The 14,356-nt window shown below is 48.4% G+C and carries 16 protein-coding genes; 5 read left to right on the top strand and 11 right to left on the bottom strand.

All coding sequences use genetic code 11. The annotated features are described in order from the left end of the window. Positions 1-8: 8 nt before the first annotated feature. From NWE96_01265 to NWE96_01230, 8 genes are all read right to left on the bottom strand, one after another. Positions 9-362 carry a transcription factor S gene (locus NWE96_01265; protein MCW3982607.1) on the bottom strand — a complete coding sequence of 118 codons (354 nt, stop codon included), beginning with the start codon at positions 360-362 and terminating at the stop codon, positions 9-11. 72 nt (positions 363-434) lie between these two features. Further along, on the bottom strand, positions 435-1,016 hold the full coding sequence (locus tag NWE96_01260; GenBank protein ID MCW3982606.1) for a DUF99 family protein: 582 nt from the start codon (positions 1,014-1,016) through the stop codon (positions 435-437). A gap of 69 nt (positions 1,017-1,085) precedes the next feature. Beyond that, positions 1,086-1,367 carry a DNA-directed RNA polymerase subunit L gene (locus tag NWE96_01255; protein ID MCW3982605.1) on the bottom strand — a complete coding sequence of 94 codons (282 nt, stop codon included), beginning with the start codon at positions 1,365-1,367 and terminating at the stop codon, positions 1,086-1,088. Between the two features lie 15 nt (positions 1,368-1,382). Further along, positions 1,383-1,973 carry an exosome complex RNA-binding protein Csl4 gene (locus NWE96_01250; GenBank protein MCW3982604.1) on the bottom strand — a complete coding sequence of 197 codons (591 nt, stop codon included), beginning with the start codon at positions 1,971-1,973 and terminating at the stop codon, positions 1,383-1,385. Between the two features lie 136 nt (positions 1,974-2,109). Continuing rightward, positions 2,110-2,799, bottom strand: a complete 690-nt coding sequence (locus NWE96_01245) for an METTL5 family protein (protein MCW3982603.1) — start codon at positions 2,797-2,799, stop codon at positions 2,110-2,112. After that, positions 2,760-3,761, bottom strand: a complete 1,002-nt coding sequence (gene dph2, locus NWE96_01240) for a diphthamide biosynthesis enzyme Dph2 (protein ID MCW3982602.1) — start codon at positions 3,759-3,761, stop codon at positions 2,760-2,762. Before dph2 ends, NWE96_01245 begins: the two co-directional genes overlap by 40 nt. A 57-nt stretch (positions 3,762-3,818) precedes the next feature. Then, on the bottom strand, positions 3,819-6,242 hold the full coding sequence (ppsA, locus tag NWE96_01235; GenBank protein ID MCW3982601.1) for a phosphoenolpyruvate synthase: 2,424 nt from the start codon (positions 6,240-6,242) through the stop codon (positions 3,819-3,821). Beyond that, positions 6,239-6,781, bottom strand: a complete 543-nt coding sequence (locus tag NWE96_01230) for a 50S ribosomal protein L16 (GenBank protein MCW3982600.1) — start codon at positions 6,779-6,781, stop codon at positions 6,239-6,241. Before NWE96_01230 ends, ppsA begins: the two co-directional genes overlap by 4 nt. A 162-nt stretch (positions 6,782-6,943) precedes the next feature. Between NWE96_01230 and NWE96_01225 the strand changes: the two genes are divergently transcribed. The 3 genes from NWE96_01225 to NWE96_01215 all read left to right on the top strand — a co-directional run bounded on the left by NWE96_01225 (position 6,944) and on the right by NWE96_01215 (position 9,162). Further along, a complete protein-coding gene (locus NWE96_01225; GenBank protein ID MCW3982599.1) occupies positions 6,944-8,239 on the top strand; it encodes a methyltransferase domain-containing protein in 1,296 nt (431 codons plus the stop codon). Between the two features lie 61 nt (positions 8,240-8,300). Beyond that, positions 8,301-8,798 (top strand): cytidine/deoxycytidylate deaminase family protein, encoded by a 498-nt coding sequence (locus NWE96_01220; GenBank protein MCW3982598.1) that lies wholly within the window; start codon positions 8,301-8,303, stop codon positions 8,796-8,798. 199 nt (positions 8,799-8,997) lie between these two features. Beyond that, a complete protein-coding gene (locus tag NWE96_01215) occupies positions 8,998-9,162 on the top strand; it encodes a preprotein translocase subunit Sec61beta (GenBank protein ID MCW3982597.1) in 165 nt (54 codons plus the stop codon). Positions 9,163-9,169: 7 nt separating this feature from the next. Here the strand turns inward: NWE96_01215 and NWE96_01210 are convergent, their stop codons facing one another. Beyond that, positions 9,170-9,463 carry a hypothetical protein gene (locus NWE96_01210; protein MCW3982596.1) on the bottom strand — a complete coding sequence of 98 codons (294 nt, stop codon included), beginning with the start codon at positions 9,461-9,463 and terminating at the stop codon, positions 9,170-9,172. Between the two features lie 250 nt (positions 9,464-9,713). Here NWE96_01210 and NWE96_01205 point away from each other — a divergent pair, with 250 nt between their 5' ends. Continuing rightward, on the top strand, positions 9,714-11,519 hold the full coding sequence (locus tag NWE96_01205) for a DUF2070 family protein (protein MCW3982595.1): 1,806 nt from the start codon (positions 9,714-9,716) through the stop codon (positions 11,517-11,519). Here NWE96_01205 and NWE96_01200 read toward each other — a convergent pair. Beyond that, entirely contained in the window at positions 11,505-12,050 is a 546-nt protein-coding gene (locus NWE96_01200) for a hypothetical protein (GenBank protein ID MCW3982594.1), read from the bottom strand. The two genes, NWE96_01205 and NWE96_01200, sit on opposite strands and share 15 nt — an antisense overlap. Further along, positions 12,047-12,886: an NAD(+)/NADH kinase gene (locus NWE96_01195; protein ID MCW3982593.1), complete on the bottom strand. Its 840-nt coding sequence runs from the start codon at positions 12,884-12,886 to the stop codon at positions 12,047-12,049. The genes NWE96_01200 and NWE96_01195 overlap by 4 nt, the downstream gene beginning before the upstream one ends. Before the next feature lie 168 nt (positions 12,887-13,054). On the opposite strand from NWE96_01195, the gene NWE96_01190 reads away from it, so the two are divergent. Further along, the coding region (locus NWE96_01190; GenBank protein ID MCW3982592.1) for a DNA double-strand break repair nuclease NurA at positions 13,055-14,356 on the top strand (1,302 nt) is incomplete at its 3' end.

Raw genomic sequence — 14,356 nt, 5'->3', positions numbered from 1 at the left:
GGGTTTGTTTAGCTGTATTCTCTAAACGTATAGTTGCATTTGGTGCAGCGCAGAAACTGAGTTGACGACTCGTCAGCGCCGCGGGTCTGCACTTGCCACACGTAAGCGGTGTTGTTGCCGCATTTGGGGCATTCGATGCGTACAGTTGGCAGCGTGCTGAGTTTCTGTTCTTCCTTGCCGATTACAGCCACGAATTGCTGAGGGTTATGCTGGATGACTTTAGCTACTTTAGGCTCCACTTTTTCTGGGGCTTCTGGTTTCTTGTAGCCGCATTTTGGGCAGGCAAGAACAAGCGTTGCTTCTTTTCCGCTTTTGGATTTCTTTGGTTCAAGTCGGGAACCGCATTTAGGGCAAAATTCCATAGCGCGTCACTTTCCCTTTGGGGGGATTTCCTTAGCGTTGTCGCATTTATACTTTTTCCAACTCTCCCCCGCTTAAGTGGTTATTCCTGAAGCAATCAAGTGGGCTACACGTAAGGGTTCAGGGAAACTGCCTGTTGTTGAGGTTAAATTCACGATTTTTTGGGCGTCTTGTAGGGTGATTCCAGCTAAGCCCATGTAGAGTTTGGCGCCTTTATTTCTGATGGGGTGGATTTCGCCTGCGTTCTGGACGATTCGCCACCGTTCATCCATGTTTGGCAAATGTGTGAGTGCATCATGGATGGCGTTTAAGTCGGGTTTATCATGGGTTAACACAATAACGGGTAACTTTGTGATGTGGTGTAGTTTTTGGATGTCAACCAAATTGAATCCTGCAAACGTTATCCCATAAAGCATAACCACCCGCAGTTGACGGCGATGCGGAGATGCAGTTATCATCTCAGCGATTTTGTCGGTGGCGTCTAAGCCGTCGATTGCGATTTTAGTGTGCATTACGCCGTCTATGGAGGTGCCGCCGCGAAAAACTACGCCGACAACCATGGAGTTGCCTTGTGTGTGGGGTGTGAATTTGCCGTCGTCTACACCTAGAACACGAATTTCGGGTTTTATGATTCGGAAAGCTTTGGGTGTGCTCAAGCAAGCTACCTAACAGTATTAGAAGTGGGGTTTGCTTAAAAAACGGATACCTAAAAAGAAAAATGCTGTTTAGGCTTTGAGGGCGTGAGTTAATTCTTTGCCGAAAGCCTCGTTGGCTTCTTGAACCTTTGCAACTGCGTCTATTAATGCCTCTTCGGGTGCAGTTCTACCCTTCATACGAATGTAGATTATGGGGTTCGACGCCAAAGGGTGTGGTACATCGTAGCCTGCGAATTCTACACGTTTGTCTTCTAGGAGGCGTTTTTGGATGAGGTTGCATAAGCCGTGGCTGCTGCCTTCGATTTCGATTTTAAGCTCGTTGTCCTCTTTTTTTAGTACTTTAACTTTCACTTGTTTTCCCTCTTTCTATATTGGTTCTTTACCGTAATCTGGAGCGATTCTGCGGCGTTCAACGTTGCCGCATTTGGGGCATCGGAGGTCATAGCGCTGTGGTTGCTGCTCAAGCAAGAAACCGTCACGTGAGCAGAACGCGTCGATGACGCCTAGGTTTTTGTCGTTGGTTGATAAGTGGAAGATTTGGTTTTTTTCGCTGATGACTTTGGCGCGGATAATGTCGCCTGGTTTGACGGCGTCGCTGATTTGGTCGATGTAGCGGTCTGAGACGTCGCTGACGTGTAGGATGCCGCCGAATGTTCCGTTGATCTTCTTTTTGCCTATCTTGAAGATTTTGACGAGTACGTTGTCTGATTGGGCGTTGCCGACTTGTCCGATGACGACGGTTCCGATTTTGGGAACGACTGCGCTGGGTGCTACAGGGTAAACGGAGACGCGTCTATTTTGGAGGTCGAGAAGGGAGCGGCCTACGATTTTGGAGTAGATGACGCCGTCTTTGACGTATGTTCCTGCGTCAGGAATGAACTCTTCGATGACGCCTAATCGTTCGCCGGGCATCACGAGGTTGCCGCTTTTTTGTTGTTCTGGAGCGTTTAAGGTCATATTTCTTCATCTATTTCCATGTTAGTTTATAAGCCTAATTTGATAAGTGCATAGGTTTAGTTTCCACTCACCGCAATAAACCTTTTGATAAAGAAGAAAGAAACAACTGTCAACCAAAAAGCCCTCTAACCTTACATTACTGTTTTGCGATCACATACAAATCTATGACGAAATCGTGCTTTAGCTTCCGATGGAAATCAAACATCTTAGGAATAGTCATCAACATCGCATAAACCGCCGTCACTTGGCCGCCGTGTTTAGCGATGAACCGCTCTAAGAAGCTGTTGGGCTTCACTTGCACCATGCCCCCGCTGGACTTGAGCATCTTGATGAGGCGTTCATCGACTTCGGGGTGGTTGTGGAGTGAGTAGATGTGGTTGCCGACTTCGAGGGCTTTCACCAAAAACGCGCGGTCAGCCTCGCGGGTTTGCACGCCAAACGGCGGATTCTGCAGAACCGTATCGAACTTGCCCACAATGGCGTTGATATCGCCGTTTATCAGCTCAAAAGTCAACCCCGCCTTAGTCCTATTCTCCCGTGCGGTACGGATTGCCAGCGGATCAACATCGACACCCACAACCTCTTCTGCACCCAAAAAAGCCGCCCCCAACCCCAACCTGCCTGTTCCGCACCCCAAATCCAGCACCTTCTTGCCTGCGATGTCGCCGTTGGTGTAGGCGGCGAGGTAGAGCATGTCTGCGGCTATCTGCTCAGAAGTTGTGTATTGCTCTAACGCTGCTTGGGGGTTGGGCTGAGGCTTAAGTGAAGTTAGGAAAAGTTCGAGGTCTAGTTTTCGAATAAGCCTTTTTTGAGCATATCCGTCCATGAAACTTCGCCGCACACCACCATAAACTCGTTAACCGTCAACATGGGCTTGCTGAACTTGCCAGGGGCATCCAGCGAAATCCTTGGGCAAGCCGTATTAACGTAGGCTTCGATACTGGGAAAGTCCATGAGTCCTTCAGGGGTGATTTCTCTGCCCGCCAACAGGTACGCTGCCCGCCCCGTGTTCTCGGCTAAAGCCTTGACTTTGAGGGCTTGATCGAGGTGTTTCTGCCCCGGTTTTAAGCCGACGAGAATACCGATGGATTTGGCGTTTTGGGCTTGCTGGATGCTTGCGTAGCGCTGTTTTAGGATGCGTTGGGCTTCGTCGGTTGTGGAGTAGGCGCGGTTGTCATAGGGGTCAGCGACTACGGTGGGCTTAGAGGTGGCTAACGCGACGCCAAGTGCGTGGAACATACCGCCGCCAACGAAGAGAAACGCATCCACCTGTCGTGCTACGGCGGTGGCGTTGCTGTAGTTGCAGCCGATAACCTGCCCCGCGTACCCCATCTGACCTACGTCGCCGACGAAGACGACTTTGCCTGCTTCGGTTAGAAGCTGTTTGGCTGTGTCAAGCGCCTGCACATGCTGAATCGAGGTAACTAAACCGATACTGCGATACGCGCCAAGCAAACGAAGGGCTTGAGCGACGGCGGTGTCGATTTGGAGGTTGGCGTAAGCTTCTATGTAGAGTGTTGGCGTCTTTTCCTCTTTAACTAGCCGTGCATGACCGAAATGTAAAATCAAATCCACACCTAAGCTTGCAGCGTCGGCTTCCGCGATGTCACAGGCACCGTAGCAGGGGTCAGAGGAAATTATGGGGGTTGCACCGTAGTCTTCAACGATTTTGGCTATGATTGTTGCTTGGGGTTTTAAGCCTTGAGGCATCTGCAGCAGAACCCGTTTAGCGTCGAGTCTGACTATTTCTTGGCGTATTCTTTGTTCTTCGAAATCGAAGGCTGACATGTTCTATCCACTAATACAAGTAAACAGAAACAAAAAATAAAGAAAGCGGAAGCTGATTTACCATTCCCAATCTGGAACGGGCTTCTTGAGCGGCTGACCACGAGCCAACGCAGCTTGCTCTGCTAGGCGTTCCAGAATAATCTTCTGCTCAACTTGGGCGACGTTTCGGCGTGTGTTCACTACGGCGTCGTTGTTAACTGAAATGCTGTCTATGCCTGCTCTGACGAGGAACTCAGCGAAATCGGGCAGATTTGAGGGACCTTCACCGCATATGCTGACTGTGCATCCGTTTTCGTGAGCGACTTTGATGAGGTGAGCGATGATGCGTTTAACTGCGGGGTCACGTTCGTCAAAGTAACCCATCTGGCCGAGACGCTCAGAGTCACGGTCAATCATGAGTACGCCTTGGGTCATGTCGTTTGAGCCGATGCTGAAGCCGTCGACGAGTTTGCTGAATTCGTCAGCCATGATTGCGATGGCGGGGGTTTCTGCCATAAACCAGATTTTGAAGTCTTTGTTTCGTTCTAAACCTTCTTCCTTCATGAGTTCAAGCACAGCTTTAGCTTCCCACAAAGTTCTAACCATGGGAAGCATCACGTAGACGTTTTTGAGGCCCCATTCAGTGCGGCATTTCTTGATGGCTTGACATTCCAATCGGAAAGCTTTCTCGTACCATTTACTGATGTAGCGGCTGCATCCTCTCCAACCCAACATGGGGTTCTCTTCGTTAATTTCATACTTTTCGCCGCCTTTAAGCCCACGGTACTCGTTAGTTTTGAAGTCACTTAAGCGCACAACCACCGGTTTAGGCTGGATTGCGCGGGCAACTTTAGCCACGTTTTCAGCGAATATGTCGATGAATGTTTGGCTGTCACCGTTTTCGACGAAGAGCATGGGGTGCTGGCCGATGGCGCTTGCCATGATAAATTCAGTGCGCATCAAGCCTATGCCTTCAAAGGGCAGGTCTTTGTATTGCTCAATCATTTCGGGTGTGCCGAGGTTCATGTAAATTTTTGTAGCGGTAACAGGTGCGAATTCTGCTGTTTGGACGGCTTTTCCGCCGTTGTTTGCGGCAACTGGCGCAACTGCTTGTTCAAGTATGCCTTCGTAGATGATGCCGTTCCGTGAATCCACGGTGTATTCTACGCCGTTTTTCATGACCGAGGTGGCGTTTTCGGTGCCGACGACACAGGGGATGTTTAGTTCACGGCTGACGATGGCTGCATGGCTTGTGATGCCGCCTTTGTCGGTGACTATGGCAGATGCCATCTTCATGAAAGGAACAAAATCAGGGTCAGTCATTCCAGTAACTAATATGTCGCCCTTATGCATACCATGAAGTGCATCTTCAGGCTTGTGGACAATAACAGCTTTGCCTACACCATACCCTCTTCTTCCTGCGGAGATGCCTCTAACGGCGATTTTTAGGTTTTCATGCGCTTTGGTTTCTTCCATTTTCGTTCCTTCCATGTTCTTAGTGCCAAAGATTGTTTCTGGGCGAGCTTGAACCAGCATCATATTATCAGGAAACTCGAGGTCTTGATCGATTGCCCACTCGATATCCATGGGTTTCCCGTAGTGTTTCTCTATACGTTTAGCGAGTTCAGCAAGTTTCATAATTTCAGTGTCAGTTATACATACGGCAGTCTGTTCTTCTTCAGGCACATCAAGGTGGAGGGTTTTTCCTGTTTTGGGATCACGGACATACTTGACTGTTTTCCGGGAGATGCGACGTTCCTTTATCTTCATTGTATACTTATCAACGACGAAGTCGTCGGGGTTCACTGCACCTGAAACGACTGTTTCGCCTAAACCATAGTTACCCTCGATGACAATTTCATCGCGGTTACCTGTAACTGGGTTAATTGTGAACATAACGCCTGCCGCGCGGCTGTTAACCATCTTTTGGACGCCGACGCTGATGAAAACTTTCTCGTGTGGGAAACCTTTCTCGTTTCGATAGAAGATAGCGCGTGGAGTAAACAAACTGCTCCAGCATTTGATAACTTTGTCGATTAAGTCGTCTGAGCCTTTCACGTTAAGATAAGTTTCCTGTTGACCCGCAAACGACGCATCAGGAAGATCCTCTGCGGTAGCACTTGAACGGACCGCAACAAAAGTGTCTTTTAACGCGAAACGCTTGTTTAGTTCAGCGTATGACCTTCTGATTTCGGTTTCGATGTCCTCAGGCATCGGAGTTTTCTCCATGAGCTCACGGATAAGCTTCGATGCAGCATCGTACTGTTTGGGGTCGTTTGGGTTAGTAACTGTTTCAGCAATGATTTTGTAGATTTGCTCGCTAAGCTTCTTTTCTACAATGTAGCGTTCATAAGAGTGGGCTGTGACTGCAAAACCAAAAGGAACAGGCAACCCAGCATGGATCATTTCTCCAAGGCTGGCGTTCTTGCCGCCAACAATGGAAACATCGGTGTTTCTTAATTTATCAAACCAAATTACAAGCTCTTTCTCTTTAGCGCTCAAGCTGTCTCCGTCTCCGGCTCGGCCTTCTCAGTTTGGCTAGGAGGTAGCTGGATCTTAGAGATAACTATTTTGCAGGCTATAGGGAGCTTTGCACTACCACGTTTGAGTGACTCTTTTGCGATGTCTTCTTTACCGGCTTTTACACGCACCGTCATGATAGGTTGACCGACCTCGACTTTAGCGGCGGTTCCGACGGCTGCACCGAAGGAGCGCCTCATACCTTGCTGGAGACGGTCTGCGTGAGCACCGAAAATCATCTTGTTTTCTCTTAGGATGATGTGTGGGTATGGGTGGACTACCATGTAGTAATCGTTTATGAGTTTATCCATCAAGACACGGTTCGTAGCTACACGTGCTGCTTCAAGAGAGCAGTGGCGTATTTGAACCCGTTCGGTTGCGAGAAGTTGACCTTCAACTTCAAACTGGGTCTTTGTGTCCCCCATGGTGAACTTTACGATCTTTGGGGGTGGAAAACCTCTTGCGTATTCTTTTCTTGTGTAAGCGCGGTTCTTAACGTGCCGATAGTTTCTTGCGTGCATGCGATGTCACTTTCGTAGCATACTCACACGTTCAGCTATATTTAAACGATTTGTCAAATAATACCGATGCTACCGTGCTTTTTCCATGGTAAACCCAAGTTCCCGTTGTGGCTGTTACAAATCATTGACTTAAATAGTTAGTTTTTCTTTTCATTCCTCTAAATGCAAACTTTATTCATTTCGGGCAAAAACTGGACACTATCCCTAGCAGAGCTAACCGAGTACTTCAAAGCCAGAGCTATAGAATTCAAAATCGACTACTTCTCAACCGAATTCTTCACCCTAACCTTCCCAACCCCGCTAAACCCATCAGTAATCGACGACTTAGGCGGCACCATAAAAATCACTGAAGCAAAAGGCACCTTGCCTTCTGAAACCGTGAAAGAGGCGTTCTTAAACAAAAACAAACCAGCTCAAAAACAAGTAGCCCAAACCATAATCCAAAGCGCCGCGCTAGAAGGCATGAAAAAAGCCTCGGACAAGTTGCTGTTTGGCATAAGCGTCTACACCTCTGACAACAACCTAAAAACCGTCGGCGGACGCATCCAACGCTACGTCGGCAGCGCCATAAAAGACGAACTGGCAGCTCAAGGCAAAAAATCCAGTTTCATGGGCACCTCGCAGGACCGAAGCGAAGCACAACTAAGCCATGTTGAAGTCCTCAAAAAGAAACTCGTTGAAAACCAAGCCGAAGTCCTGCTCTGCATAGGCAAAACCCAAACGTGGATAGCCAACACAATCGCAGTGCACAACCCCTTTGAGTTCCAAAAAAGAGACATCTACAAACCCAACCAACGCGCCATCTTCGGCATGCCTCCACGACTGGCACGCATGATGGTCAACCTCTCAGGATGCACATCCCAGAAAACTTTGCTGGATTCCTTCTGTGGTGTGGGCACAATCCTCCAAGAGGCGCTTCTTGAAGGCGCTATGGTGGTGGGTGTTGATGTTAATTCGTGGTGTGTGAAAGCTGCGACTGAGAACCTCGAGTGGGTTGCTCGCGAATACAATCTTTCGGAAGCGGATTTCCGAGTGGTTCAGGGTGATGTTAGCCACTTGGCTGAGAAGGTGGGGTTGGAAAGCGTGGATTGCATGGTTTCGGAACCCGATTTAGGCCCCGCACTACGCGAGGTACCTACAGGGCCATACGCACAGAAAATCATCACCAAACTCGAACCGCTCTTTTTCGGCTTCATCGAAGAAGCTTACCGCGTGCTACGCTTTAAAGGTCGGTTGGTTCTGGTAACGCCCTACATTCGCACCCGCTCCCACGAAGCCGTGACCATGCCCATTGAGGATAAAATCAAAGAGGTCGGTTTCAAGCGGATTTACGTTTTTTCTGACGACTTGTTCTCAGAGGAGGCACCGAACCATGGCAAACTGATGGGTTCAGGCTCCTTGGTGGAGATGGATGAACGCCACAAAATCGGCAGAGAAATTCACATACTGCAAAAGTAACGCAGATACAATTTATATCTCTCCTTCTGCACTAATTCTAAAACCATCCGAAGGCACCATAATGGCAGAACCACAAACTAAAAAATCTCGACCAAATTGGGATCGTTACTTTTTAGATTTATGTGAAGCCGTCGCTGCACGCGCGACCTGTGACCGCGGAAAATGCGGCGCCGTCATCGTGAAAGACAAACGCATCATGACCACAGGCTATGTGGGTGCACCCGCGGGGTTACCGCACTGTGACGAAGCAGGACATGACATGCGTAAAATGATCAACGAGAACGGCGAAGTGAGCCAGCACTGCGTCCGTACCCTACATGCCGAACAGAACGCAATTCTTCAAGCTGCAAGGTTTGGGATACCTCTGGAGGGAGCTACGTTGTTCTGTAAGATGACGCCGTGCCGCACCTGTGCCATGATGATAATCAACGCAGGCATCAAACGGGTCGTGTGCGAGAAACGCTACCACGCCGACGCCGACACCATCGAGATGTTCAAGCAGGCAGGCATAGAACTCTGCATAATGAACAACGAATTCATGAAATACGACAAGCAATAACCTATTTTTTAAACCCTTTTTTTCGAAGCTGAGAATAGCAAGTTCGGCTTTATATAAGGGAGGGGGCCTCTCAGCAGAGACGTCGCGTGGTTCCCAACGTATCCTTCGATTTGCATTTGTATAACGGCGGGCGCAAGATTAATTAGCTCAGACGGCACTAGCCATGATACACTTAGAATTGGATTGACAAACTATGGGTATGAGGAAAAAGAAACGCGATACTGGCCCAATGCCCGCGGCAAGTGCGGGTCTGTTGAGGTTCTTTGAAGAAGAAACCGAAGGCATCAAAGTCCGCCCCGAACTCCTCGTCGGTTTAGCTGTTGCCTTAATAGTTGTCTCCGTTATAGCAAACGCATTTCTCTAAAATTTTTTTATCTGCCTCTCGGCTGGGCAGCATGCAGAACTTCTATTCTTTGAACACTGTTTAAGTGCAAAAACAACTCGCTTCTCTCTTCGCGACTGGCCACCTGCGGAATAGGCTGCGCCATGGTAGAACGCAGGACGATGGCTTCTGCTTCGGATAGCCAGATGCCTGAGGGTTCCTGTGTAACTGCGGCTAAGGTGCCTTCAAAACCGTAAGCAGGGTCCAGAACTACTCTGATTTTTTTGCCCACATTTCGCTCCAACATATGGAAGATTGAGGGGGGCAAGTCTTGTTCGGGCATATTTTAGACTTCGCGGGGTGCTATACTTAGGCATCTTGGGATAAAACAGTATCTCCTTTTAGGCATGTTGAATTCTGCGTTTAAAGAGGCAACAGTGCTGGTTTGGGGCTTTTGCTTTGATATTTTTCTGATAAAACCCACAGTCGATGGTTCTGTGATATAGAAAATAATGTAATTAGTGTCAAACTGTGACTGTGTCGAGTTAGCTAAATTTTAATAGGGCTGTCCTCTTCCTTAGCAGAGACACAAAATGAGCGCCCAGCCTTCTTTAAACAGCTCAATGGACAACGCAAAGAAGCACTATGCCTCTCTGTTCTCCTTGCCCAGCTACGAAAGGTCCCTGCTTATGGTTGCAGCCATCTGCATAGCAGGCGTAACCCTAACAGCTTATGCTTTAACTCCAACTCTTAACGCGGTTTTGCTGGGCATCGCCCTGTTCACAATAACCTTTCTGTCCGATTTAGTAACCTGCAAAGTTATCCTCCGCCGCGACCCCATCTTCATCATCAGACGAACCACTGCGATGTCCTTCTACGGGTGGCTTCTGTGGTTGGCTTTCATGGCATTAGGCGCAGGTTTAGGGTACTTTTTCGGCGGCATCCTATGGATAAAGCTCACCTTGCTGGGGTTTGGGGCGGTGTTAACCTTACGTGTCATCGTGGTAACTGCAACTTCTGAGGCTCCAAGATGGCGCCAAGCCCTATCTGCACTCCTCCAACCCACACTCTGCATAGCGGCGTTGATAGTATTCTGGCAGGGTATCTCAAACACAATCACTCTGCAAGTGTTGCCCTTTGCAGTACTAGCTCCAATAATCAGCTACTCCGCAGTGTACCTCTTCTTAAGTTCCATCGACAAATTAGGAAAAAGCTACGGGTTGCCTGCTATGCCTCTGTTTAGGGCGTTTCTGCTTAACTGGGTTACAAGCATGAATGAGCCGCTGGAGAAGCACCTAGAACAGATGGGCGAAGACGCAGACATCGAAGTTAACCTGCTCAAGTTCGACGCCGCCAAACCCAAAGCCGCAGTCATCGTACCACTGGTTCATCCTGGACCATTTAAGAACATCGGCAGCAGCCTCTTACCATCACTTCTAAAACAAAACTACGAAAAAGAATACGGCTCCAACGCCTGCACACCGCTGGGCATCTTGGGGCATGAACTCGATTTAGCTTCACAGACACAAAACCACAAAATAATCAAAGAAGTCCTCTCCGCAGCCAAGTTTTCATCCGAAGCGTCTTTGGCTTCGCCGTTCGTCAGAGCAACCGACGGCGTTGCCATTGCATCCTGTCAAATATTCGGCGAAACTGTGTTCTTGTCTTTTTCGCTTGCGCCTAAAACAACTGAGGATTTGCCTCAAGAACTGGGCCGCTTAGTTGCCGAGGAAGCAAAAAAATACGGCCTCAAACACGCGATTGTGGTTAATGCGCATAACAGCCTCGACGACGTAAACGACACAGAATTACATGTGGAAGAGTTGAAACATGCAGCCGTCGCTTGCCTAAAAAATGCGTCTGCTTTGCCTAAAATGCCGTTTAAGGTGGGTTCAGCCTCAGTTTTTCCTCAAGAGTTCACCCAAAAACAGGGCATGGGCACAGGCGGCATAACAGCCATCGTGGTTGAGGTGGAAAAACAGAAAACCGCCTACATAGTCATAGACGGCAACAACATGGTTCCGCATCTCAGAGAAAAAATCCAAAACTCCCTAACTACACAGGGCTTTGGGGAGGCAGAAGTTTTCACCACCGACACCCACGCAGTCAGCGCCTTGGTAACGGGCATACGGGGATACCACCCAATCGGAGAAGCCATCAACCACGACACACTCATCAACTACATCAACCAAGCCGCAAAAGAAGCAGACGCCAACCTCGAAACCGCGAAAGCAGGCTCTAAACAATTCGTTGTTCCCAAAGTCAGAGTAATCGGCGAAGAACGACTGAACTCGATTTCGCTCCTTGTCGACAAAGCGTTGGTTAAAGCCAAAAAGACTGCTGCCCCCGTGTTCGGCGTTGAGGGTGTGCTGTTTGTTCTGCTTTTACTTTTGTTTTAGGCTGTTTCTGCGGGGTTTCCTTTTGAGTTCTGTTCCGCAGATTTGGCACTCTTGAATTTTGCTGTCAGCGGGGTACTGCTTGTGACATGCGGGACAGTAGCGAACCCACTCCAATAGCCGCTTAATGCCAAAAGTAGCAAGAGCTACAAACTCCACTCCCAACTGCTTAGCTACGTTTTGGATGGAGTAGTCGTCGGTTACCATCTGGGGTATGCATCCTTGACTTTTTAGCTCCAATGCTAGCGATAACAGTTGCATGTCGGCTTCTGAGAGCTTATACGCATCTCCAACTTTGCATGCTGACGCTTTCGCTGCTTGCTCAAATTCTTTTGTGGGTGCTCTGACTTTTACTTTGCCGCTTTCTACAGCCGTCTGAAACCGCAACTTTACCATAGAATTCCGCAGAATCTCTTCTTCAACCTTGGGCACTGTAACCTGCTCAGCGTTCACCGAGAAAGCATCATACCCCGCTACAAACGCGGACGTATCCAAAACAACCACACGCCTGCCCAAACCGTTTTCTTCGCTCATTCGGTTCCCTTAAAGAGCAATCTGTTGCGGAGGCGGTCATAGAAGTTGGTTTCAAACCGAATAAATGATGTCGCGTTCTCTGATCGGGTGACTTTGACCATGAGGTCTTCGGTGTTTATGAACCTGCGGAAGTTGCCGTCAATCATAACCAGCATCTTCTCTGGACGAAGCACATTAAACGTTAAAACCGCGTCAGTGGGAAAAACAAGCGAGTGAAAGACGGTTAATGAACAAATCGGGGTCAAAACAAACGCGTCTACTTCTTGGTCGAGCACGGGTCCGCCTGCCGACAGCGAGTAACCTGTGGAGCCTGTTTGGGTGCTGACGATTAAGCCGTCGGCTTGGCATCTGAGGATGGGTTTGCCGTTTTTACAGATTTCAGCATACAGAATCTTTGATGGCTCCCCCGTAGAAATCACAACGTCGTTTAGGGCGTCGGGGAGGGGTTCTTTGCCTGCCCAAACAGCCATCTTTGTCGATTTCTCAATTCTAAAATCACCCTTCAAGATGCGGTCTAGGGCTGCGCAGGCATCTTTAGGTTCAACTTCGGTTAGAAAGCCGCGGACACCCATGTTCACGGTTAAGATGGGCGGTTCAGGTTTAGGCGCTGAGATGGAGGTTCGCAGTATGGTGCCGTCGCCGCCGATGGTCACTATAAAGTCGGTTTTCATTTCGGTTAGGGGGACAAAGCGGTTTTTGGCGGTGACTTTGCCCGCGAGGGAGTCTTCGATGCAGACCTCTAAACCTTTACTTGAGAGGTACTCTGCGAGCTGTTCAGCCAGCTTAATCGCCGCCTGCTGATCGTATCGGGCGACTAACCCCACGCTTTTATACACTTTTTCACCGCTGTGTTACTAGGGAGCTACCTTAATCTATATAATCGTTTGTGGAGGCGAATCCCCCATTCTCGCATCTTCCTCCCTCTTTTTCTCTCCCTTTAATGCTGCAAATCTTAAATTTTGAAAGAAACAATCTACAGTTAACTTGTCTACGAGGTTTGAGTGATGCCCGAGTTTCTCGGCGAGTTTGGAAATTGTATTGAAGGGAAAAAAGAAGCCGTAAAAGCGAAGATATTTCAAGGAACACCAAATCCCTTGGAAGATCGGTTCAGTTCCGAGTTTCCATCATTATGGAACTCTATCGATAGGCCTGCTGAGCTTGCGGCTCAAGTAAGTGAACTTAATGTTTTGGCTGTGGATTCAAGTGTTTACTCTAATTTGCTTTCCACGGGCGGGGTGTTTTATGTTGTGAGGTCTTTGGGTGTTTGTCGTAGTTTACAGCAGAAATGGCTTGAGAGCGACGTTTTCTTCTCCAGAGGTGGTTCTGTCGCCGAACGTCAGTATCTCACGGTTAAGATGGAGATGGCGGAGTTTCAGGTTGCCTTAGATGCTCTAAAAAATGGGCTTGGGTGCTCAACCATTTTGATTGATGGTTCGCTGTATGGTCGTTTAGTACATGTGCCGCTGGAGTCTACGGTTGAAGAAGACCGTTTGATTCTTCTTGACTACTTCAGGGTTTATCGTCAGTTGCTTGATGCTTGTAAACAGAATGGCGTGATGTTGGTTGGGGTTGCGAAGGAGAGTCGCTCGACTGCTTTCAGGGATTACTTGTTAAATTTGATTTTCAGAAAAGCGCTCGAAGAAGCTGATCTCGAAGACACTGACGCCCGAATGATACTGCCTCTTTTTATGGAAGTTGCTGATAACGCGGCTTTAGGTCTTGCGAAGTTTGAGCGGTTCAAACAGAAGTATGGCGACAAGGTTGGTGTGGTCGCGCTTATTTTTGAGGAGTTGGCTCGTTCTAGACCCGATTATCAGGTTGTTATGCGGTATGCAAAGGGTGTAGGTTATACAAAGCCTCTGCTTTTGGGTGCTTCGCCCCGTTTAGAAAGGCATCTGCGGCAGTTCCAGATGCATCCAGAAAGTTACGTTAGGAAGAATTTTCCAAATGCTATTCGAGATATGGGGAAAAGCTTGCTCGATGAGGCTGCAGGGGTTGTTGCTGGTATCGCTGATTTTCCTGCGATTTTGTCGTTTTATGTACTTTTTGATCCCCGTGATTCTCCAATCAGGATTGACGTTCCATGTTACGATAAGCGTTTTATCGATGTGGGCTGGCATAAACCCTTTTCTGTCGATTTAAGCGAAGTCTTGAAGGTTTTAGCGACGGGTTATTGCGGGTTAGATTGCCATAACCTGTGGTTGAAGAATGTGGATGAGAGAGTCAGGCTTAAGAAGAAAACGGTTGATAATATCTATGTTCCCTACCTTGAAAAGTTGTTTGGGGAAAAAATAATTCGTGGGAGG

It is taken from the genome of Candidatus Bathyarchaeota archaeon (assembly GCA_026014685.1).
In the GTDB taxonomy this organism is placed as follows: Archaea; Thermoproteota; Bathyarchaeia; order Bathyarchaeales; family Bathycorpusculaceae; genus Bathycorpusculum.
Note: the sequence above shows the minus strand (reverse complement) of the source record. Positions and strands in the feature narration are given on the sequence as shown.